This window comes from Paenibacillus sp. 1182, from assembly GCF_017833915.1.
In the GTDB taxonomy this organism is placed as follows: Bacteria; Bacillota; Bacilli; order Paenibacillales; family Paenibacillaceae; genus Paenibacillus; species Paenibacillus polymyxa_D.
The window spans coordinates 41928-64038 of record NZ_JAFICR010000021.1 but is presented as its reverse complement, the minus strand read 5'-3'; the positions used below and the strand labels follow the sequence as shown (position 1 = coordinate 64038).

22 protein-coding genes and 1 other annotated feature are annotated in these 22111 nt (G+C 47.0%); all 22 genes read right to left on the bottom strand.

Going from position 1 to position 22111, the window contains the following annotated elements; translation table 11 throughout:
• Positions 1–8: 8 nt before the first annotated feature.
• Entirely contained in the window at positions 9–746 is a 738-nt protein-coding gene (locus tag JOD82_RS27695; RefSeq protein ID WP_209950335.1) for a Spo0B domain-containing protein, read from the bottom strand.
• Positions 747–891: 145 nt separating this feature from the next.
• Positions 892–1209 (bottom strand): 50S ribosomal protein L27, encoded by a 318-nt coding sequence (gene rpmA, locus JOD82_RS27690; protein ID WP_039272574.1) that lies wholly within the window; start codon positions 1207–1209, stop codon positions 892–894.
• A 5-nt stretch (positions 1210–1214) separates the two neighbouring features.
• On the bottom strand, positions 1215–1553 hold the full coding sequence (locus JOD82_RS27685) for a ribosomal-processing cysteine protease Prp (RefSeq protein ID WP_013311591.1): 339 nt from the start codon (positions 1551–1553) through the stop codon (positions 1215–1217).
• 13 nt (positions 1554–1566) lie between these two features.
• On the bottom strand, positions 1567–1878 hold the full coding sequence (gene rplU, locus JOD82_RS27680; RefSeq protein WP_013311592.1) for a 50S ribosomal protein L21: 312 nt from the start codon (positions 1876–1878) through the stop codon (positions 1567–1569).
• Positions 1879–1891: 13 nt separating this feature from the next.
• Positions 1892–1979 (bottom strand) — a sequence feature (ribosomal protein L21 leader region).
• 98 nt (positions 1980–2077) lie between these two features.
• A complete protein-coding gene (locus tag JOD82_RS27675) occupies positions 2078–3262 on the bottom strand; it encodes an Rne/Rng family ribonuclease (protein ID WP_061828807.1) in 1185 nt (394 codons plus the stop codon).
• 48 nt (positions 3263–3310) lie between these two features.
• Complete coding sequence (locus tag JOD82_RS27670) at positions 3311–4189, bottom strand: M50 family metallopeptidase (RefSeq protein WP_209950333.1); 879 nt, start codon at positions 4187–4189, stop codon at positions 3311–3313.
• A complete protein-coding gene (locus JOD82_RS27665; RefSeq protein WP_209950332.1) occupies positions 4182–5027 on the bottom strand; it encodes a peptidoglycan DD-metalloendopeptidase family protein in 846 nt (281 codons plus the stop codon). Before JOD82_RS27665 ends, JOD82_RS27670 begins: the two co-directional genes overlap by 8 nt.
• Positions 5028–5367: 340 nt before the next feature.
• Positions 5368–6165, bottom strand: coding sequence for a septum site-determining protein MinD (gene minD, locus JOD82_RS27660; RefSeq protein ID WP_061828810.1), 798 nt, complete (start codon positions 6163–6165; stop codon positions 5368–5370).
• 3 nt (positions 6166–6168) lie between these two features.
• Positions 6169–6831, bottom strand: a complete 663-nt coding sequence (gene minC, locus JOD82_RS27655) for a septum site-determining protein MinC (protein ID WP_013311597.1) — start codon at positions 6829–6831, stop codon at positions 6169–6171.
• An 82-nt stretch (positions 6832–6913) separates the two neighbouring features.
• A complete protein-coding gene (gene mreD, locus JOD82_RS27650; RefSeq protein WP_069290212.1) occupies positions 6914–7444 on the bottom strand; it encodes a rod shape-determining protein MreD in 531 nt (176 codons plus the stop codon).
• Positions 7444–8265: a rod shape-determining protein MreC gene (gene mreC / locus JOD82_RS27645; protein WP_029518420.1), complete on the bottom strand. Its 822-nt coding sequence runs from the start codon at positions 8263–8265 to the stop codon at positions 7444–7446. Before mreC ends, mreD begins: the two co-directional genes overlap by 1 nt.
• Positions 8266–8320: 55 nt before the next feature.
• Positions 8321–9355: a rod shape-determining protein gene (locus JOD82_RS27640; protein WP_013311600.1), complete on the bottom strand. Its 1035-nt coding sequence runs from the start codon at positions 9353–9355 to the stop codon at positions 8321–8323.
• Between the two features lie 106 nt (positions 9356–9461).
• Entirely contained in the window at positions 9462–10154 is a 693-nt protein-coding gene (gene radC / locus JOD82_RS27635) for a RadC family protein (RefSeq protein WP_025722728.1), read from the bottom strand.
• A gap of 13 nt (positions 10155–10167) precedes the next feature.
• On the bottom strand, positions 10168–10776 hold the full coding sequence (locus JOD82_RS27630; protein ID WP_039272577.1) for a Maf family protein: 609 nt from the start codon (positions 10774–10776) through the stop codon (positions 10168–10170).
• 22 nt (positions 10777–10798) lie between these two features.
• Entirely contained in the window at positions 10799–11041 is a 243-nt protein-coding gene (locus JOD82_RS27625) for a DUF4321 domain-containing protein (RefSeq protein WP_023989955.1), read from the bottom strand.
• A 121-nt stretch (positions 11042–11162) separates the two neighbouring features.
• Positions 11163–12383, bottom strand: a complete 1221-nt coding sequence (locus JOD82_RS27620; RefSeq protein WP_069011267.1) for an SPOR domain-containing protein — start codon at positions 12381–12383, stop codon at positions 11163–11165.
• A 166-nt stretch (positions 12384–12549) separates the two neighbouring features.
• Positions 12550–13929 carry a UDP-N-acetylmuramate--L-alanine ligase gene (gene murC / locus JOD82_RS27615; protein ID WP_013311605.1) on the bottom strand — a complete coding sequence of 460 codons (1380 nt, stop codon included), beginning with the start codon at positions 13927–13929 and terminating at the stop codon, positions 12550–12552.
• A gap of 6 nt (positions 13930–13935) precedes the next feature.
• Positions 13936–15312, bottom strand: coding sequence for a bifunctional folylpolyglutamate synthase/dihydrofolate synthase (locus JOD82_RS27610; RefSeq protein WP_069011266.1), 1377 nt, complete (start codon positions 15310–15312; stop codon positions 13936–13938).
• Between the two features lie 36 nt (positions 15313–15348).
• Entirely contained in the window at positions 15349–18015 is a 2667-nt protein-coding gene (locus JOD82_RS27605; protein ID WP_029518416.1) for a valine--tRNA ligase, read from the bottom strand.
• A gap of 409 nt (positions 18016–18424) precedes the next feature.
• On the bottom strand, positions 18425–19762 hold the full coding sequence (locus tag JOD82_RS27600) for a LysM peptidoglycan-binding domain-containing protein (protein WP_209950331.1): 1338 nt from the start codon (positions 19760–19762) through the stop codon (positions 18425–18427).
• A 126-nt stretch (positions 19763–19888) separates the two neighbouring features.
• On the bottom strand, positions 19889–20803 hold the full coding sequence (locus JOD82_RS27595; RefSeq protein WP_209950330.1) for an RluA family pseudouridine synthase: 915 nt from the start codon (positions 20801–20803) through the stop codon (positions 19889–19891).
• Positions 20800–22104, bottom strand: coding sequence for a glutamate-1-semialdehyde 2,1-aminomutase (hemL, locus tag JOD82_RS27590; protein WP_069011263.1), 1305 nt, complete (start codon positions 22102–22104; stop codon positions 20800–20802). The genes JOD82_RS27595 and hemL overlap by 4 nt, the downstream gene beginning before the upstream one ends.
• Positions 22105–22111 lie beyond the last annotated feature (7 nt).

Here is a 22111-nt window from a genome sequence, read left to right as displayed (position 1 = left end):
CACCTTCCTTATGTCTGGCACTGCATCCGAATTTGAAGCATTTCGCCCGTAGGAAGCTTCTCTGTTCGAATGCGTTTACTTCCGGGTACGGATCTGACCTGCTTTAGGATATTCAAATCCGCAGGTATGTCACTTCCTTCAAAACGGACGATAACATCATTCTGATCCATACCGAAAAAAAGTGTCAATCTGCGCACTTCTCCCCAGGACGACCGGCCCCCGCCATATTGATACGCACGCACCGTTTCTATGACGGCCGAGGCAAGCGACTCGCCGTCTTCGGGAGACATGACAGCGTCTAACTTTAACTGCTCCTCAACCTGTACCGACAACTGTAAATTACCGGCGTTCACGCGAAAAGACTGCAAATAAAACACCAGTGAGGGAATACCCAACTTAGATATTTTACTGTCTTCCGCCACGCGCCCTTTTATTGTTTCCACATAAGCAACAGATTTATCATGCTTATTCATACGAATATATCCATAAAGCACCTGCAAGTCATTCATCCAGTCATGCCGATGATGGTTAAGCATTGAAATCGCTATACGTTCAAAAGAACGCAAGGCAGCTTTCCGTTCATACTCAACCTTTCTTTGCGTATACCACATACCAAAGCATGCAGCAACTACAGACCATACTGCTAATAAGATAATCGTTAATACTTTAGGATAGAGCAGTGAAAAAACCAAAGGAATCAGAATGGAACCCAACGCCAGATAAGGCGCTCTTATCCGCTGGAACATGGCTTCTCTCCGTTCTGCGAAATTAAATGGATTATTAAAGAACCTTAATCCAGTATAGCACAGACTAACTTTCCAGTTCATTACCATCATGCAAAAAAGCCTCCGACAAAAGTGCCGGAGGCTTTTCAGCGTGTCTAAGCCGCTATTAAGCTTCTACAGTAGCTGCTACTGGAGCAACGTCGATCGGGTAGATGCTCACCTTTTTGCGATCACGGCCCCAACGTTCGAACTTCACAACGCCGTCCACTTTCGCGAACAGAGTGTCGTCCTTACCGATGCCCACGTTCGTGCCCGGGTGAATTTTCGTTCCGCGTTGACGAACCAGGATGCTACCGCCGGTAACTGCTTGACCGTCAGCACGTTTCACTCCAAGACGTTTCGATTTACTGTCACGTCCGTTTTTTGTGGAACCTACACCTTTTTTCGATGCGAATAATTGAAGATCCAATGTCAATTTCAACATGATGTCTACCTCCTTCTTTGATTATTTTCTATTTGAATATACTTACCGTATGATTCAGCAATACTTGTCAGCATAATCACCATGGACTCCAGCAACAGTTGAACCTGTGCGTTCGCATCATGATAACTTTCAGGAGAAAGATACGCGCTTAAAAAGCCGTTTTCCATTTCCGTTTCCATCTCAACGTCCGTAAGAGCTCCAATCGAATTGACAGTTCCTACTGTTACCGCCGAAACGCCAGCACATACGATATCCTCGCCAGATTTAGCGAAATTTGCATGTCCTTTAACGGAAAACCCCTGTATGCTGCCATCCTCCAGTCGTGTAATACGCACGATAATCACTTATCGCACCCTCTTACGCTTGGATTTTTTCAATCGTCACTTTCGTGTACGGTTGACGATGACCTTGCTTCACATGGTAGTTCTTTTTAGGTTTGTATTTGTATACGATGACCTTTTGACCTTGACCATGTTTCTCAACTTTAGCTGTTACAGAAGCTCCAGAAAGAAGCGGTGTACCTGCTGTCAAGCCATTGTCGCCGGACACTGCCAGAACACGATCGAACGTTACAGTTTCACCATCATTAGCTTCCAACTTCTCGATGAACAATACGTCGCCCTCTTGAACTTTGTATTGCTTACCACCTGTTTCGATAATTGCGTACATTTGCTTGCACCTCCTTATGTCTCAGACTCGCCTAATAGCAGGTGGCAGATTCCCTTAGGATGCTGCACTTCAGTACCTGATTGGAGCGGTTACAGCATGTGCAGCCAATCTTACGCATCACACATACTAAATGATTGTAGCACAAGCTTTGTACACATTCAACCTTTAGTTTTAAAATGATTTTGGGTTACGCATCGCTCTACACGAGCGTCTTTTCCTCACGCACTTTTTTGCGGGTCATTTCCAGCAAACCTAACCGCGTCCAACCGACAACATAAGATTTGGTCCGATCCTTCTTCAATCTTGCTTCCAGCACAGAGGATACTTCCCGACGGTTCTCCTCTTGTTCCATGTCAATAAAATCAATGATGATGATACCACCAATATCACGCACACGTACCAGGCGGGCAATCTCTTCAGCTGCTTCAATGTTAGTCCGGGTCACCGTTTCTTCCAGATTACTGCCTCCCGTAAACTTCCCGGTATTCACATCAATGACGGTTAATGCCTCCGTATGATCAATGACAATGTATCCGCCGCCCTGCAGCCATACCTTTCGCGCAAAATCGCGTTCCAGCTGCTCATGAACGCCATAAGCTTTGAAAATTGTTTCTTCTGGACCACGAAATATACTTACATGAGCTTTCGCAGGACCAATCTGTTGCAGCATTATTTCTGCATCCTTTGCTTGCTCTTCACTGTCAATGACCAGTTCATCCTGTTCAGGTGTAAACACATCCCGAATCAACCGCTGAACAATACTTAAATCCCGGTGTAATTCGCACGGAGCCGAGTGTTCACCAGCTTTACGCTGAATAGCCACCCACTGCTTACGCAGTTGATTTAAATCATTTTCAATCGCCTCTATACTCATGTCCTCCGAAACGGTACGGATTATGAGTCCTTCCTCACTTGTGCGTAGCTGCTCTCCCATTGCTTTCAAACGGGTACGTTCGCCCTCACGTTCGATCTTCTTAGATACGGCCACATAATCAGCACGGGGCATATATACGATCCAGCGACCCGGAAGTGAAAAATGAGTGGTGACCCTGGCTCCTTTACTACCAACAGCCTCTTTTAATACCTGCACTACAATTTCCTGCCCTACCTTTAACACTTCAGAAATGGATGGCTTTACCTCCGGCTGCTTGTCCAAATGAGCATGAAGTACGTCATCTACATACAAAAAGGCATTCTTTCGCTGTCCAATGTCAACAAAGGCGGCTTGCATACCTGGTAGCACATTGACCACCCTCGCTTTGAAAAAAGAACCTAGAATTCCCCGTTTTCGCGGTAGCTCAGCCGCATATTCAACCAATCGTCCCTCTTCCAACAGCGCCATTTGGGTCATCTGCTGCTGGCATTGTACAATCATTTGCTTCATGGTTTTTCAACCTCTCTGGATACAGCCTCTTCCTTAACTCATAAAACATTATTTGGGCTTGGGTTCTCCACCATCTGGCGGGCGTGTCGCAAAATAAGAGCGAATAAGACGTTGCTCCGGCAGTACGGCTACAATCCGTCCCTGTTCATTCATAACATAAACCATATGATACCGATCTCTTCTGAAAAGACGCAAAATAGGCTCCAAATGTTTCACTGGCAGAGATACAATAGGTAAGGCAATACTTCCCTTAGCTACTTCGTGGTAAAAAAGCTCGTCCCTCCCCAGCAAAAACCGTATAAAACGGTAAGGGATATTCCGATAATCCACAATATTAGAATAAAGCAAAAAAATCCCTACCGCCAGCAGATTTAAATGGATAGGTCCATTTTGCCTTAACAACGGCGAAATACCATACATACAAAATAGCAAACTCGTTACGATACTGGCTCTAAAAGTCCACACTAATGTGCGGTGATAAGAACAAGATAAGCTAATCAGTGCCTGCAATATTTTCCCACCGTCAAGTGGTAGAATGGGCAGCAAATTAAACAGTGCAATAACTGCATTCCCCTGAATGATATAATTTACATAATCATACTCCAGTCCACTCACATTTCTGAACCACAAAAGGATGATGATCATGATTCCGTTTTGCAGGGGCCCCGCTAGCGCAATGACAATCTCCTTCCACGCATTGAGCTTCCCCTGATCCTCAATGACCGCCACTCCTCCAAAGGGTAACATCTGTATGGAAAGCACCCGCGCACCCAACAACGAAGCAGCTGTCGCATGGCCTAGCTCATGAATAAATACCAATGTAAATAAAGTTATGATCTCGATAAAATGTCCCGTTAATATAGAGGTCAGCATAACCAATACAAACAGTGGATGTAGTGATAAGGTCACCCCTCGGACATTAATCAAGAGCTACCACTTCCGACGGGTCAATGTATTGATCCCCTCTCTGAACTGCCAAAAACAAAGTTGCCGCCTCGCTGCCGCTGTGACTTGCTGGCAGTACACCGATCTCATCCCCCTCCTGAACCCAGTCGTTCACTTTTAAGGTAGAACGGGAAAGCCTTCCGTAAGTTGCTGTGATACCGCCAGTGTGTCGAACTGTAACCGAAATCCCGCTTTTGGGATGATTTAATATGTCTAATACTCGTCCTGCATCTATGCTTTTAACAGCGATTGCCCCGTTATCGGTAACATTCGGCGTAATTTCTACCCCTTTAAGGCTCAGTACAAAAGGCTGTGTTATATTGCCTTCAATCGGTGGAGAGCCCTTTCGACTTGCGTCTACCTTGTGCGTTTCATGCTCCTCGCCAAAAATCGGCAAAAAGGAAGGTGCTCCGTCAAAATAAGTTTCATACCATTGTCCGACGGCTGCAAAATCCATATCCTTATTCAAGGCATCCGCAATAAACATTCTCAAATTCACTGCATAGGGAATATCCCAACGAAACATTCCCCATACCATTCCAAATAACACCGTTGCTATGACTGATCTTCGCCAAAAGGAAGTCCAAAAAGACGGACCACGATTCGTCCCAAAAGATTGCTGCCAGCGTTGCCGTTCATTTTTCCACTCAGTTTCTGGGTCTCTGGGCGAGTTGGCACTGACTATAGGCATCGACTTCATATCTTTATCCCCGTGCCTGTTCTGATATATGCCAGAGGGATACATCTCCGCTTTGCTTCCCGCGATTAGCTGCTGTATACGTTCTTCTCTGCGCTGCTTGATTCCGGAATTTTTATTCATCCTGTTCAGCCCCCTCAGCGAGGTATGTTTGATACATCTTATGAGGACGGGCTTCAACTTATGTTGTCCGGTTCGGGATTACGCACCTAAAAATCAAAAAAACCGGCGCTAGCGCACCGGATATGTTTTGTATTTATGATATTTATGTAGTGACTCTAAATTTTGAGAAACCGTATTATAGGAATTTAAAAAGATAAACCAAAAACACTTAAATAAGATTATCACTTATTTAAGTGTCTAGTATTACAAATGAATACTACTACAGCTCCTACCTTAGAACCAATGGAAAGTTACGTAGGAAGTGTGGAAGCAATTTACCAGCCATAACTTCCTGTTTTCCTCATCCACCCATACCAAAAAACTTCTTAAAGCGTGTCATCACGCTTTTCTTTTGGTCCAGCTGCATGAGGGGCACTGTATCGCCCAAGATTCGTCTCGCAATGTTACGATAAGCAATCGCGGCCTGTGAATCTGGATTCATAACGGTAGGCTCCCCTGTATTAGCGGCTTTAATTACCATTTCATCATCCGGCACAATCCCAATAAGGTCTATGCTAAGCACTTGTAAAATCCCATCAATATCCAACATATCTCCGGATTTAACCATGCTATTGCGAATGCGGTTAACCACCAGCTTGGGTGATACCACATGTGAGCTTTCCAGTAAACCAATTACCCGGTCTGCATCGCGTACGGCTGCATTTTCCGGGGTGGTCACAACAATGGCCTGATCGGCCCCGGCAATGGCATTTTTAAAGCCCTGTTCAATACCCGCAGGGCAGTCGATCAATATATATTCAAAATCCTTTTTAAGCTCCAAAATAATATCCTTAACTTGCTCCGGCGTAACAGCACTCTTGTCCTTGGTTTGAGCGGCTGGCAGCATATACAGCTCCTCAAAACGCTTGTCCTTAACCAGTGCCTGATTTAAACGGCAACGACCTTCCGCTACATCAACAAGGTCATAAATAATCCGGTTTTCCAGACCCATCACAACGTCTAGATTACGCAAACCGATATCCGTATCCACCAAACATACCTTTTTGCCGAGCAGTGCAAGCGCTGTTCCTATATTGGCTGACGTCGTCGTTTTGCCGACGCCGCCTTTTCCTGAAGTGACGACGATAGCCTCTCCCATGTGCTACACCCCTTTGAACACGTTAAAATCGCGGCCCAGACGCACAATATTGCTCATTTTATCTATTTGCATAGCGCCATCCTTGAGATACGCAAATTCCATACCGGATTCACGTGTCTCCCATTCGTCTGGTGGACGGCTGATCATTTCGGAAATTCGCAGCTGTGTCGGTGCAAAATAGGAAGCCGCAATGATCGCTTCACTATTTCCCTCCATCCCTGCATGCGCCATGCCTCGCAAAGCGCCGAGGACATAAATATCACCAGTACATGTTATAATTCCACCCGGGTTTACATCTCCCAAAAAGAGTAGGTTCCCATTGTGATGAAGCACTTGACCAGAACGGATAATCCCTGTCACCGTGTGAATAGGGGGCTTTCCCTGCACTTCCACAGGCAGTCCAGGTGATTCTACAGACCTGATGAGCAGATTCCCCTTTTGCTTCAAGATCTCCAGAATACTTTCCTTCTGTTCCTCTGTCACTTCTCGGCTTCCCAGCTTAATATCCACATGAATGATCGGGCCTGTTAAAATATTTTGATGACTGTGCTCCAGCTTAAAACGCAGCTCACCTAGCAAATCCTCAAACTCGCATTGATCGTCCAGCAGGAATACCAGGCCATCTTTGATGCCTTTAATCGTGACATGATTCGATTTCACCGCCATTAGCCTGTCCCTCCTATCTCAATCATTTCGTCCCCGGGACGTCAAATCCCTGCTAACCCGGACAAAATGTGTGTAAAAAGACCTAGACGGCCTCTTCCTTTTTCACACGGGTACCCAAACGCTGCAATTGCTTGCGAACCGGGACATAAATGATGAGGGCGAACAGAAAATGGATAAATAAATCAGGAATCATATACTGAGCAAGTGCCCAATTGAAAGTCTGATGATTCAGCTGGAACAGCTGATCAATAGCAAAAAGCATAGAATCCAGCAGGAAACTACCAATCAACACGGCTGCCATCATAATGGGCATCGGCGCACGTCGTGCTGTAAAAACAAGCCCCAATAAGTATGCAGACAACCCCATTGCAAAAGAATAAGGCCCAATGATAAACCCATAGAACACTACATCATGAATAAGTCCAAAAACAATACCTAGCACCAATGCTGTATGACGGCTGTAATACACAGACACAAACAAGATCACGACATACACAAAATTCGGAACCATTCTTGAATGCCAACTATCCGGAAGAAGCCATGGAAGAATCGTCCCTTCAGCTATAAACAGTACAAACAGCAGCAGTATTAGAACCTGACCGCGCATCTTCATTATTCCGGTACCTCAGGAGTGTAGAGGATGAGCAGTTCTTTCCAATCCACAAAGCTAGCTGCCGGTTTAATAATCGCTGTCCGTGTTTTGCCAAACTCCCCAACCTGAATCTTCTCTACCGTTCCAACCATTAGGTTTTTGCGGAATTTACCACCTGCGCCAGATGTAATAATCTGATCACCCTTTGCGATTGGATCTTTTTCCTCAATGCGAGTCATTTGAAATCTGTTCGTACCCGGATCATAGCTTTCAATCATACCAAACGATTGATTTTCCTTGCCCAAGACTGTCGCTGCAATAGCATAAGAATTCGGATTTTTAGGATCCAATGTAGTCAATAGGGTAACGGTGGACGTAAAATTCCCCGTTTGACTAATGACTCCGACAAATCCTTCAAGCGAACTGACTTCCTGACCAACCTTCGCTCCGTCCTTCTCACCAATATCGATCACAAGCGTTTTGGAATCATTGCTGACGCTGTTCACTTGAGCAACACGATAATCATAATTATTTTTCGCCTTTTGCGTTTGGGTGAACTTCAGTTCATTCTGCAGTCTGGCATTTGTTTCAACATAATTATGGGTCTGAATTTGGTCACGAGTCAGCTTTGCCACAGCAATTTTTAACCGTTCATTTTCTTCGTAGATACTGCGCATATTCCCGATATCTTCAAAGAAGCCCGCTATTGCAGAAGCGGGCCTGTAAAAGATACCTTGCACAAAGCCAATCGAATCTCTGGCGAACTTCTCGGGCCAGGTTAAGGAATTCCTCTGTCCAAGTGTAATCCCCATAAGGGCAATAAACAGAACGATTCCTATCAATAGAACAAATAGTCTTTTATTGCCAAACAGCTTAAACAGTTCCTACACCCCCGATTCAACGTTTGGAACGGACGGCAGAACTGCTGCGCGATTTGAACAAATGAATATTTTCCAACGCTCTGCCTGTACCGATTGCCACACAATCTAGAGGATTTTCTGCTACGATCACCGGCATTCCGGTTTCACCTGCCAACAGCTTGTCCAGGTTACGTAGAAGTGCTCCACCGCCAGTAAGTACAATACCTCTATCCATGATATCCGCTGCCAATTCGGGAGGGCATTTTTCCAGTGTTACTTTAACCGCATCCACGATTGCATTGACTGTATCCGATAATGCTTCACTAATTTCATCAGAAGTAATCGTGATCGTCTTCGGCAAACCTGTTACCAGATCACGTCCGCGGATTTCCGAGGTTTCCACTTGCTCTAATGGCATAGCTGAACCCACTTCCATTTTCAGTTGCTCTGAAGTCCGTTCACCAATCATCAGATTGTATTGGCGCTTCACGTATTGGATGATGGACTCGTCCATTTCATCGCCAGCGACACGCACGGAGCGGCTTGTTACAATCCCACCCAGGGAAATGACTGCCACCTCGGTTGTACCTCCACCGATATCGACAACCATACTGCCTGTAGGCTCCCATACAGGAAGATCAGCGCCAATTGCTGCTGCAAACGGCTCCTCTATCGTATATGCCTCTCTTGCGCCTGCTTGCTTCGTCGCATCTTCAACAGCACGCTGCTCCACCGCAGTAATGCCCGAAGGCACACAAACCATCACGTTCGGATGGCGTGGAAACAAAGAGCGTTGGGCTTGCGCCTGACGGATAAAATATTTGATCATCGTTGCTGTCGTATCAAAATCAGCAATGACACCGTCCTTCATCGGACGAATCGCACGGATATTTCCCGGTGTGCGACCGATCATTTTTTTCGCAGATTCACCAACAGCCTCAATGGTTTTTGTATCTGTACGCAAAGCGACTACAGATGGTTCACGAACCACAATTCCTTTACCTCTTACGTATACAAGCGTGTTTGCCGTCCCCAAATCTATTCCCAAATCTTTTGTAAAGCCACCCAGCATGATGTAATCTCCTTTTCTCTTCCCTGAAATCTGTTATCCAATGTATAAGCGGTTTATTCAGGCCGGATTATCCGGTCGTGTTTAAATGTTTGATTTAAATATTATATTATATCAGACCTTGTTCCTTCAAACTTACAAAGGTCCCGTCCCCGATCACTATATGATCAAGCACGTCGATACCCACGATGTTGCCCGCTTCCATCAGGCGGCGAGTCAACTGGACATCTTCGGGGCTTGGCTTCGGATCACCGCTCGGATGGTTATGAGCGCAAATTATTGAAGCACTGCTGCATTTGATTGCTGCCCGAAATACTTCACGTGGATGCACGATGGCAGAATTCAGGCTACCCATAGATAGTGTTTCCTGAGCAATGACATGATTTTTAGTGTTAAGGAACAAGCATACAAAATGCTCTTTCTGCAAATAACGAAGCTGCTCAAACAACAGATCTGCCACATCCCGCGGGCAACTAATCACCGGGGTCTCCAAATGGCGAGACAAAGCTAATCGACGCCCCAGTTCGATACCCGCTTTTAGCTGTATCGCTTTAGCATCCCCAATGCCCTTAATCTGGGTCAACTCGCTCAAGCTCATATCCACCAGTTGACGCAAATTTCCTGCCTGCTGCAAAATACGCTGCGCTAAATGCACCGAAGACTCATTTTGCGTTCCTGTACGCAGCAATATTGCCAGCAACTCCGCGTTGCTTAAGGCATCCGCCCCATATGTCATCATGCGCTCTCTTGGTCGTTCTTCATGGGGGAGGTCGCGAAGCATCAGTATTGGCGACTCCAGCATATGTTTATCCCCTTTATGGACGCAACACATTCACTCCAAAATCGGACAGCATGTCCGACAGCAAGGAAAGCGGCAATCCTACGACGTTAAAATAACAACCCTGAATAGATTCCACCAGCGTAGCACCCATGCCTTGAATGCCATACGCTCCTGCCTTGTCAGACGGTTCACCAGTATTCACGTATGCCACAATTTGCTCTTGACTCAGAGGCTTCATTGTAACCTCCGTTTGGCGATGTCTGACAAGCACTTCGCCGGTTCCGGTATGTATGCAGGCTACCCCGGTGTACACGCGGTGTGTCCTTCCCTGCAATGCAGTCAGCATGCGAACTGCGTCCGCATGGTCGGCTGGCTTGCCCAATACCGAACCATCCAGCACGACAATGGTATCACTGCCAATCACCAGTCCGGCTTCCTTCGACTGAGTGACGGTGTTCACGACCGCTTGGGCTTTGCGTGCCGCAAGGGTCTCCACGATTTGCTGAGGCGTCCAGCTCTCAGGCGTGCTCTCATCCGCATGACTTGGCACCACCTCAAAGGGGAGTCTCAAAAATGCGAGCAATTCCTTCCTTCTTGGTGAAGTCGATGCCAAAATAATGCGGGGCGTAATTTTCCCGTCCATAAGGGAAGCTCCTTTTCATCAGTTAGAGCCTGCGGTACAGCCAGAACGCGGCAATGATGCCGATCAGACTAAGCAGGCTCAATTCAAAATTTATTGTTATGTTGTAGCTGATAATATCCAGGTCCGCTCTCGGCGACCAAGATATCCTAGTGGGGTGGGTCAGAAAAGAAAGGAATTTGATCGATTGAAGGGCTTTGGCAATCCATGCACCCAAGAGCCAACCGAGCAACAAAAACAGTATAAGCATTCCTACATTTTTTTTCATCCTGATCTTCCCTCGCCATTTTTTGACACCTTCATTATTATACGGTGATTTGTACTGCAATACAAACAGAAATCCGGCATGGGGAACTATTTCCAGTTCCTTGCCGGAAAATATGGTTAGCCTATTGTTTTATGAATTGGATAAATTCCCTCTCACGCAAAACATATTCCATCATGGAGGACTGAATCTCCCAAATGTGTTCCTTGGCTGTATTCTTATTATATTCCCCAAGTGCAGAGATCGCGCTGTTCATCGCCTTTTCAAGTGAGGTTGCGGAGGCAACCGCTTCCTTTGGAAGACCACTGGGAAGTACAGTGATATTTTGTGTCCACTGCTGATGCAGGTCGTTCAGCTCCTTCATGTCGGAGGCTGGCACCGTATTCGGACCTCCTTCTCCGAGCAAGTTTGAGGAAAGTCCGCTCAACTTACCCACCAATGAGCTACTTAACTGAAAAAAGCTAGTGAGTTTATCACCTTCGCCTCCGTAAGCCGCTTTTTCAAATCCAGGCAATTCAAGCTCACGAACATACAATTCGACTCCTTGTGTTTTCAACTGATTGCTGAGCAACTTGGCTTGCTCCCTATCCGGTGATATTCCTGCATATACCCGGTTTTGGTCCTCGGTATCCCCTCCTGCTGCAATACCTGCCTTTAATAGTTCTTCTTTTGCTTGTAAGGCCCGTTCTGGGGTGCTGAAAACCCCATATTGCAACAAATAGTAGGTTTGAGGTGGTACCTGAGCCTCTATGACAGTGACAGGGACAGAATTCTCTTTTGCAGATATTGCATCCACACCAACAGATTCTTTAAAGACCGGTACAGCCTCCTCTACTGAAGGATCTGATCCCGGAACCATGCCTCCTCCGTTAAACAGTAACAACATAATATATCCAAACATGCCTCCGGTCACCAGTGCGCTGGCTACAGAGCCAACCAGTTTCCATCTAGAAGGGTTGGGCGGACGTCTTCTGTACTCTTGGCCAGAATGATAAGCTTCCTCATCCTCTTCCAGGCTATCCGGTAGAACTTCCGCATCTGACCAGGAAGCCGCCGAACGACCAAAGGGGTCATCCCATCCCTCTTGTACTCTTAATGTCGGAGCAAAACGCCGACTTGAAATGCGTTTATTCCGATCCTCAGGCTCATTGATCTTTGATTCTTGTGTAGTTGCAGTATTTTTCTCCATTCCTCTGTTCCGTTCCGTTCCTTTATGCGGGTTATCAGTTTCACGCTGTTCGTTCGTAATCGACTCGTTTTTGTACGGAAGCACCTGTAGCTTATCCTCCCGGCTTGTCTCCGGCAACTGTTGGTCGAACCGGAATGTCATCTTGGTCTTGTTCATGGATGCACTCCCTCCTTGTCCCATACTTCCTCATAGTCTGTTGTATGAGTCAAGCTAAGAATATATGCCCCAGCATTACAAAAAAGGGTATCCCGAAACACAGTCGTGTTCGGAATACCCTTGAATAATTGTAATTCATTGGCGCAACAGCTCATTTTTATACGGTTTACACTTGCTGTCCGCGAAGATGGCGCGCTAACGCGTCACCTGCTTTCCAGATATCTCCTGCTCCCATCGTCAGCACAAGATCACCCGGCTGTAATCGATCTTTCAACTCCTCGATCACAGCTTCTTTGGTCGGCAAATAGATTGCATTAGCATTGCTGTTTTGGACGATTAAATCCACGAGCTTGGAAGAATGCACGCCTTCAATCTGTTTTTCTCCCGCTGGTGAATAAATATCGGTAATGATGACTTCACTAGCCTCGCTAAACGCGCGGCTGAACGCATCGAGCAGGAAAAAGGTGCGGCTATAGCGTTGCGGCTGGAATACAGCAATAATACGCTTGCCAGTCGCTCTCGCTGCGCTAATCGTAGCCTCAATCTCTGTTGGGTGATGCGCATAGTCATCAATAATCAGTATGTCATTGCTTTCACCTAGTACTTGAAACCGACGCTTCGCTCCGTGAAATTCCACAATTGTAGCAGCGATTTGATCGAATGGAATCCCTGCTTCCAAACATGAAATTACAGTCGCCATCGCATTATACATGTTATGTTTACCCGGCACTGATAGTTCGATTGTTCCGAGTGCTGTTCCCTTACGGCTCATAGTGAAGCTTAATCGACGGTCACCTAATTGGATATCTGTCGCCATATAATCCGCTTCATGCTCCACTCCATAAGTAATGACCCGAGTCTGGAGTTGAGGCAGCATTTCCCGGATGTTCTGATCATCTGCGCATACAATAGCCGCTCCATCCGGTCGAATTTGACTCAAAAACTGTACATAAGCACTTTTCAGACGATTAAAGTCGCCATCGTAATTTTCCAAATGATCTGCTTCAATATTGGTTACGATGCCTTGCCAAGGATGATATTGCAGGAAAGAACCATCACTCTCATCCGCCTCAGCAACGACAAACTCGCTTTTACCTGCTTTGGCATTCGTCCCCAAATTCGTGATTTCGCCGCCAATAATATACGTTGGATCAACGTTACATCTCTCCATAACCAGAGCGATCATGGAAGAGGTTGTCGTTTTACCGTGCGCACCCGCAACAGCTATTCCCTTACGTTCGTTAAGCAAGCGAGCCAGCATCTGCGAACGGTGCAGAGTTGGAATATTCAATTCCTCCGCTGCCACCCGCTCCACATTGTCACGTGACAATGCTGTTGAATAGACGACGATATCCGCGCCTGCAATATGCTCAGGCGTGTGTCCAATATATATTTTTGCGCCTTTTGCCGCCAGTTTTTCTGTCAGCTCCTGTGATGCCACATCTGAGCCAGTCACGGTATAACCCATCTCCAGCATGACTCGAGCAATCGCGCTCATCCCGTAGCCGCCGATACCGATAAAATGAACATGTTCCGAAGTAATCAACAAATTTCACCAACCTTTTTCCGAATCGGTTTGATACATAAGGGTAGCCCGTACATCCGCAATAAGGTACAGCGTGCCGGACACCACCCCCAGATCTTCCGCTTCCGTATGTGATTGAAACAGGCCAAGAGCCTTTTTCCAGTCACCTTCTACAATTATTTTTAAATCCGTTTTGGCATAAGACGGCCGCAGCTTCTCCACGAGATGAGCCAATTCAGCGGCATTCATTTTGCGCCGAAAATCGGGCTCGGTCAGGATAAGCGTATCCACTAGTGGCAGTATATGCTGCAAGTATGCTTCATGATGCTTGTTTGACAGCATCCCCATCATTAAAACCAATTTTTTGTACGAATACACTTGAGGAAGACTCTTGGCCAGCGTCTGTGCTCCTTCTGGATTATGAGCCCCGTCAAGAACAATTCTCGGTGATGTACTGACTTGTTCGAGACGCCCTGCCCAGGCAGTTTGCCTAAAGCCCTCCAGCAGTTCTGCATCATCCAACACAAAAGCCATATACTGACGTAGGACCTCAAGTGCCATCATAGCTCCTGCCGCATTAGAACATTGGTGCTCGCCTAACAACGTGATGTCAATTTCCATATGTCGGAAGGGCCCCGCGAATGAAAAGGTTTGAGCTGTTTCATCTCCGTTTAGCCGTTCATACGTAAATTGTTCTCCTGCCAGGTACAAGGTAGCTCCTTGCTTTGTCGCCGTTTCACGTATGACCTGAATAGCCTCGGGTTGGGAAACACAACTGACGACAGGTACACCCGGTTTGATGATACCGGCTTTTTCCCTTGCAATCTGTTCGAGCGTATCTCCCAAAATATCCGTATGGTCATAGCCGACATTTGTAATAACCGAGAGGATTGGATTCACGATATTAGTTACATCCATCCTTCCCCCAAGACCTGTCTCCCATACCACAACATCTGGGAAAGATACCGTAGCATAGTATAAAATAGCCAACGCTGTCGATACCTCAAACATTGTAGGTGATCCCAATTCACTATCTGCGATTTCTTTCACCAACGGATACAAGCGATTGGCAAGCAAAACCAGCGTTTCATCGGGAATATCGGTCCCATTGAATTGAAAGCGGTTCGTAAATCGGGTGATGTACGGAGACGTAAAAGTCCCGACATTGTACCCACATTTAAGTAGCACAGAGGTCAGAAAGGCACAAGTCGAGCCTTTACCGTTGGTTCCCGCAATATGCACAAATTTCAGATGTCGTTGCGGATCACCCAATTTACTCATTAGTTGTTCAATTCGTTCCAGTCCAGGTCTGATACCAAACGGAATCAAGCCGTTAATCCATTCCACTGCCTCATCATAGCTTTGTAAAGGAGCCGTATCTCCGCCCCTGATCGTATCTGACATCCTCTTCACCTTCAGGTCATTTTATTGTGAGTGAAATTATCCCTTGAGTTCTTCAATACGTGCGATAACTTTAGCGCGCTTATCTGAGTAATCGGCTTGCTTGGCCTTCTCTTCCTCGATGACTTTAGCTGGTGCCTTCGCCACAAAGCCTTGGTTAGATAACTTTTTCTCCACGCGCTCCACTTCACTGTTCAAATGCTGAAGTTCTTTTTCCAGTCTGCTAATTTCCTGGGCAATATCAAGCAGTCCGGCCAGCGGCAGGTACAACTCTGCGCCGCTAACTATAGATGTCATCGCTTTATCTGGAACGGTGAACTCTAATCCCGCGTCGAATTCAGACGTATTACAGAATCTACGCACATATTCCCCATTGCGGTTAATGATATCGAGAACGGCTTGATCGCCGGGTTTTATGAGCAACTCAATTTTTTTACTCATCGGCACATTGACTTCAGCACGGATATTGCGCACAGCGCGAATTACGTCGATCAGCAAATTCATTTCTGCAACTGCATCCTTATCCTCAAAAGCCGGATCATAAACAGGCCAAGCGGCCAGTGTAATCGTTTCTCCCTCATGTGGAAGATGCTGCCATATTTCCTCAGAGATAAACGGCATGAACGGATGAATCATGCGCAGCGTCCGGTCCAATACATATGCAAGTACGGACTGCGTTTTCTTTTTCGCATCTGCGTTGTCGCCATATAGGGAAAGCTTCGCAAACTCAATGTACCAGTCGCACAAATCATCCCAAATAAAGTTATACAGAAGGCGGCCTGTCTCGCCAAATTCATAAGCATCTATTAGACGCGTGATGTCGCGTGAAGTTTCGTTTAGACGATGCAGAATCCAACGATCAGCGGTGCTCAGGTCACCAGTAATGTCTATATCTGCCGAAGTGACGCCTTCCAGATTCATCAGCGCAAAGCGTGACGCATTCCAGATTTTATTGGCAAAGTTGCGGGCCTGCTCCACCCGCTCCCAGCGGAAACGAAGGTCTTGCCCAGGCGTGCTACTGGTGGAAATCATATAACGCATGGCATCGGTACCATATTGGTCAATCACGTCGAGCGGATCAACACCGTTGCCGAGGGATTTGGACATTTTTCTACCGTCCGCATCACGAACCAACCCGTGCATAAGTACGTCCTTGAACGGAATCTCTTCCGTAAACTCGAGTGCTGTAAAAATCATACGCGATACCCAGAAATAAATAATGTCATAGCCTGTAACCAAGACATTAGTCGGATAGTAGCGTTTGAGGTCCTCTGTCTGCTCAGGCCAGCCCAGTGTCGAAAACGGCCACAAAGCCGAGCTGAACCAAGTATCCAGCACATCCTCATCCTGTTTTAGCTTTCTGCCAGCATACTCAGGCAAAGTTGTAGGGTCCTCCGCCGATACAATAACTTCTCCGGTATCCTCATCGTACCAAGCCGGAATACGGTGTCCCCACCACAATTGACGGGAAATACACCAGTCACGCACATTTTCAATCCAATGCAGATAAGTACGTTCAAAGCGATCCGGTACAAAGTTTACCCCGTTGCCAGCCTTCTGCACTTCAATGGCTTTAGCTGCCAGAGGCTTCATTTCCACAAACCATTGTGTGGACAGATAAGGTTCTACAACTACACCTGTACGCTCGCTGTGGCCTACTTGATGTACGTGCTCTTCAATACGAATCAGTACGCCCTGCTCTTTCAGATCAGCGACGATTTGCTTACGGCAATCGCTGCGATCAAGGCCTTGATATTTGCCTGCTTCGGCATTCATCGTTCCCGTTTCGTCCATCACCGTAATTTGTGGCAGCTGGTGACGTTGTCCCATTTCAAAGTCATTCGGGTCGTGAGCCGGTGTAATTTTAACCGCGCCGCTACCGAAATCTTTATCAACATAATCATCCGCAATGACCGGAATTTCCCGTCCGATGATTGGGAGCACAAGCGTTTTGCCGATCATTTGCTTGTAGCGTTCATCTTCCGGGTGTACAGCTACAGCTGTATCGCCCAGCATCGTTTCAGGACGTGTAGTGGCTACCGTAATAAATCCGCTACCGTCTTTCAGTGGATATTGCAGGTGATACAGATTTCCGTTCACCTCTTTGTATTCCACCTCAATGTCCGATAATGCAGTACGTGCAGCAGGGTCCCAGTTTATGATGCGTTTACCGCGATAAATCAGACCCTTCTTGTACAGTTTAACGAATACCTCGCGTACCGCTTGGGACAGTCCCTCATCCAGCGTAAAACGCTCACGAGAATAATCGAGAGAAAAGCCCATCTTTTCCCATTGGTTATGGATATTATCTAGATAAAGATCCTTCCACTCCCACACTTTCTCCAAAAACTTCTCACGGCCCAAATCATAACGTGTCAGGCCTTCTTCACGCAGCTTTTGCTCTACCTTTGTTTGGGTAGCAATACCCGCATGGTCTGCCCCTGGCAGCCACAAGGCATCATAGCCCTGCATCCGCTTGGCGCGAATAATAATATCCTGCAAAGTAAAGTCAAGAGCATGTCCAATATGCAACATACCTGTAACATTCGGTGGTGGAATAACGATTGTAAAAGGCTCTGCCTCTGGATGTTGCCCAGCGCGGAAATAGCCCTTCTCCATCCACGTTTTGTACCATTTTTGTTCTGCTGATTTTGGATCGTACGTTGTTGGCATTTCCAAGGTTGTCTTGTTGTCTTGTTCTGACATATCAGGATACCTCCATGATTTTTCAATTGGCAAATAAAAAAAGCCCTTCATCCTCAAAGGACGAAAGGCTGTTCTCTCGCGGTACCACCTTTGTTTCACCCCTAGTGTATGTATCCACTGATCCATTACACATGGTGTGACACTTTATGCAGATAACGGTTGCGGACCGGCCTTATTCTACCGTGAACCTCTTATCTTCCGTAGGAATTAAATGAGGAACCGTTCAAACAGGCGACTCCCGGGTGACTTCGGCCAGTAGCTTCCTGCGGAACCTCACAGCGCTGCAATTCCACTCTCTGAAGGGCTTGCTGCCTACTCTTCCCGATCTCAGTCTTTCAATAACTATACCACATCATACATTTCCCATTGACTATAGTCAACACCCGCTGTGCATTTTTCAGCAACCGGATCAAGGGATGTACAATACCTGTCCTTCTTCCACATGATGCTCCGCCAATCTGTTATACAGTTGAAGCTCACGCGTGCTGAGCTGATAACGGTCAGCTATGGTTTCCAGTGTATCCTCGCGCTGTACTATGCATAACCGCACCTTACGAAAAGGTGTTTCATCTTGTGTATGAAAAAAAAGGTTCTTCCACTTGGCATTCTCCCGCTCTTCTTCGGCTTTCTGATCCTGCGGCTCCTGCTCCAATTGCTGCTGGTATTCCGCTTCTTTCACCGAACGGCTGGATTGGAGCAATGATGAGTAGACAACCGGGTCTGGCTCGTCTGCCTCTTCATCCTTTTTACTGTTAAGCGCCACACGCATCTCTGGCTTATCCTCAGTAAAAGTGTCATGGGCCTCGTGATTCACCTGTTCTGACGCTTCAGGCCTGAAGTCGAAGCTATCTACTTGACTCGCTTCCAACTGTGGCTCCAGATAGACCTCGGACTCCGTAGCAGGATGCGGTTCAGACAGCAAAGGGTCATAATTTACATTAGGAGATGCGGAAGATACTTTGGACTCATTTCCCCCTGCCCATGCTTCCTTTTGCTGAAATCCCCACACTTCCGGAGACCCATGCTCATGTTTGACCTCGGGAGAGTTATCTTCAACTGCTTTGCCCGTCCAAGGCTCATAGAATCGGTTAGGATCTACTGCTGGCTCATAAGCTTGCTGTTCCGACGATGATTGCTGTTCCCCTTGGTCCTCAGACAGCTGTTCCCAGGAAACGGACTCCTGTTGTACTGGCACACTGTAGGAGGTTTCAGGATCTGTAACGTAATCAGAGGTCGAATCATTGGTAGAATCATTGGTAGAATAGGCCTCTGCCTGACGATACTCTTCATCGGCGGAAAGGGATTGAACCGGATGCTCAGGTGCATGCACTACGGTAAATTCCTCATCCAACCAGACCGCCGTCTCTTCCGCGTGCGAGCTTTCCACACCATGCAAAGAAAGAACGCCTGTAATGTTTAGACTACGTAAAGAAAGCAGGTCTACATCAAAATTTTCAATCTCGACAGAGATATCTTCCAATCTCCCTACGCGGTTTAGCGGAATGGTAATTTCCACAGGGATCAAATGATGAAGCTCGCTCGTGAACTGTTCAGGTGTGCGGTACACGCCCTCCAGCAGCAAATGCCCTCGCAAAGCGGCATGGTCGTCGTGGGTTACAACCTGAATGCGTGGCAGAAGCTCGATTTCCTCCAACTCAGCAATCCCGGCAGCTTCCTCCGTCAAATGAATGCGTTCATAAATATCAAAACGCAAGCCTTGCGGCTGATCATTCTGTTGTTTGTTCAAGGATGGCATCCTCCTTTGGGCAGTCTCCGCACATCCTCTGACTTCTGGTCAGGCGCACGGAAACTCCATATTGCAAACCGTTTCTAGGTTCAAGTATATGCGCCAAAATAGAAGGCATGCCATCTTTTATAGCTGTTTGTGCAGCTTTTGAAAATCATCCGGCCAAGCATCCTCAACAGTAATCGTTTCGCCACTCAGCGGATGACAGAAGGTAAGACACTCTCCGTGTAGCGCCTGCCTGCCAAAATCAGTAGCACGCCCCCCGTATAATACATCCCCAAGCAACGGGTAGCCAGCATGACTAAGATGTACGCGAATCTGGTGCGTCCGTCCTGTCTCCAGCGTCAGATATACGAGACTCACTGCACTTGAACCGCTTCCCCATACTTCCCCGAGTTCAATATGGGTAACCGCCTTCTGCCCAGTCGGAGATACACGACGGCGCTGCTTATGATGCCTGTCCTTGCCAATCGGCCAATCCAACGTTCGCAGCGATGGAGGTACTTTCCCTCGTACCAAAGCTACATACCGGCGGTCGATATCCTTAGCTCTCATTTGCTCGTCCAGCTTGAGCAACGCAAACTCATTTTTGGCATATAGCACTGGGCCCGTCGTATCCACATCCAGACGATGTACATGCCGTACCACCGCATGAATGCCATTCATCTCATAGTAGGATGCGACAGCATGATCCAACGTCAGCGGACCATCCTGCACACCACCGTCCGGATGTACTGCCATACCTGCTGGTTTATGTACTACCAGGCAAAAATCATCTTCATACAGTACCTTCAAATCATACCAGCGAGGGGTGATGCCAAGGTTCATTACAGGAAAAAGGGCCAGCCGCAGCCGGTCCCCTGTAAGTTCAATCTCTTTATCATGGCGCAGTCTGCGCCACAGCTTTTCCGGTAATTCCAAACGATTCAGCAACCACTGATCTACAGCATCAGCGCTGTTTTTTTCCCCGTCTGTGATTTCCCGTCCTGGCGTGACTTCCAGCCACGGTCCTCTTCTTTTCCAGCCACCTTGCCAGCTCATAGACGTTTGAGCGCGCGATAGTTCGCCTCAATGGTGGCATCAATATCCTCTACCGTATGCACGCCCGATACAAACATACCCTCAAATTGAGATGGTGCTACACTGACTCCCTCATTCACCATTTCAGTAAAGTAACGACGGAAGTGGTCCTGATTACTCGTTTTAGCTGTATCAAAATTGACAACCTTTTCTTCTGTAAAAAATGGACAAACCATGGAACCCACGCGATTGATCGTGACAGGGATACCTAGCTCGTTCGCATTACGTTCGAATCCGGCTTGAAGTCGTGCTGCCCGCTCTTCCAAGCGATCGTATACTTCTGGCGTCAGCAATTTAAGTGTCGAATAACCTGCTGCCATAGCCAGCGGATTTCCGCTAAGCGTACCCGCTTGATAAATGGGCCCCGATGGAGCAATCCGCTCCAGAATATCACGACGTCCGCCGTAAGCACCTACAGGGAGTCCACCACCAATCACTTTACCCAAACAGGTAAGATCCGGTGTCACACCAAAGCGACCTTGAGCCGAATGAAGTCCAACCCGGAATCCAGTCATCACTTCATCAAAAATCAGCAGACTTCCGTACTGCTGGGTTACCTCACGCAAACCTTCCAAAAATCCAGGCTGTGGCGGTACAACTCCCATATTGCCTGCTACTGGCTCGACAATAATTGCGGCAATCTCTTCGCCAAATTTCTCAAAAGCTAGCTTCACCGAAGCTAGATCATTATAAGGGACAGTGATGGTATGGGTGGCCACAACTTCAGGCACACCGGGACTATCGGGCAAGCCTAATGTGGCAACACCAGAGCCTGCTTTAATCAGCAAGCTGTCCGCATGACCGTGATATGATCCCTCAAATTTAAGAATTTTACTACGGCTCGTAAATCCGCGTGCGAGTCGAATCGCACTCATAGTCGCCTCAGTACCGGAGTTAACCATACGTACAATGTCCATAGAAGGAACACGCTCACATACGAGCTTGGCCATTTCGGTTTCTGCCAACGTTGGTGCGCCGAAGCTGGTTCCTTTTACAACAGCAGCCTGTAAAGCTTTAACCACTTCGGGATGTGCATGGCCCATAATAAGCGGTCCCCATGAACATACATAGTCTAAATAGGATTGACCATCAATATCATATACGCGCGATCCTTCGCCATGGTCGATATACACAGGTGTAATTCCAACAGATTTAAAAGCCCGTACCGGGCTGTTTACGCCACCCGGAATGTATTGTTTTGCCTCATCAAAGGCTACTTTGGAGTTCGTATCCTTGCGCACTGTTCGTTGTTCGTCGATCATTCTGACC

What these genes read in the sequence shown, in the direction of transcription:
- JOD82_RS27695 (WP_209950335.1), bottom strand. Translation starts at nt 746, where the DNA reads ATGTTCCAGCGGATAAGAGCGCCTTATCTGGCGTTGGGTTCCATTCTG.
- rpmA (WP_039272574.1), bottom strand. Translation starts at nt 1,209, where the DNA reads ATGTTGAAATTGACATTGGATCTTCAATTATTCGCATCGAAAAAAGGT.
- rplU (WP_013311592.1), bottom strand. Translation starts at nt 1,878, where the DNA reads ATGTACGCAATTATCGAAACAGGTGGTAAGCAATACAAAGTTCAAGAG.
- JOD82_RS27675 (WP_061828807.1), bottom strand. Translation starts at nt 3,262, where the DNA reads ATGAAGCAAATGATTGTACAATGCCAGCAGCAGATGACCCAAATGGCG.
- JOD82_RS27665 (WP_209950332.1), bottom strand. Translation starts at nt 5,027, where the DNA reads ATGAATAAAAATTCCGGAATCAAGCAGCGCAGAGAAGAACGTATACAG.
- minD (WP_061828810.1), bottom strand. Translation starts at nt 6,165, where the DNA reads ATGGGAGAGGCTATCGTCGTCACTTCAGGAAAAGGCGGCGTCGGCAAA.
- minC (WP_013311597.1), bottom strand. Translation starts at nt 6,831, where the DNA reads ATGGCGGTGAAATCGAATCATGTCACGATTAAAGGCATCAAAGATGGC.
- mreD (WP_069290212.1), bottom strand. Translation starts at nt 7,444, where the DNA reads ATGAAGATGCGCGGTCAGGTTCTAATACTGCTGCTGTTTGTACTGTTT.
- JOD82_RS27640 (WP_013311600.1), bottom strand. Translation starts at nt 9,355, where the DNA reads ATGCTGGGTGGCTTTACAAAAGATTTGGGAATAGATTTGGGGACGGCA.
- radC (WP_025722728.1), bottom strand. Translation starts at nt 10,154, where the DNA reads ATGCTGGAGTCGCCAATACTGATGCTTCGCGACCTCCCCCATGAAGAA.
- JOD82_RS27630 (WP_039272577.1), bottom strand. Translation starts at nt 10,776, where the DNA reads ATGGACGGGAAAATTACGCCCCGCATTATTTTGGCATCGACTTCACCA.
- JOD82_RS27625 (WP_023989955.1), bottom strand. Translation starts at nt 11,041, where the DNA reads ATGAAAAAAAATGTAGGAATGCTTATACTGTTTTTGTTGCTCGGTTGG.
- JOD82_RS27620 (WP_069011267.1), bottom strand. Translation starts at nt 12,383, where the DNA reads ATGAACAAGACCAAGATGACATTCCGGTTCGACCAACAGTTGCCGGAG.
- JOD82_RS27610 (WP_069011266.1), bottom strand. Translation starts at nt 15,312, where the DNA reads ATGTCAGATACGATCAGGGGCGGAGATACGGCTCCTTTACAAAGCTAT.
- JOD82_RS27605 (WP_029518416.1), bottom strand. Translation starts at nt 18,015, where the DNA reads ATGTCAGAACAAGACAACAAGACAACCTTGGAAATGCCAACAACGTAC.
- JOD82_RS27595 (WP_209950330.1), bottom strand. Translation starts at nt 20,803, where the DNA reads ATGAGCTGGCAAGGTGGCTGGAAAAGAAGAGGACCGTGGCTGGAAGTC.
- hemL (WP_069011263.1), bottom strand. Translation starts at nt 22,104, where the DNA reads ATGATCGACGAACAACGAACAGTGCGCAAGGATACGAACTCCAAAGTA.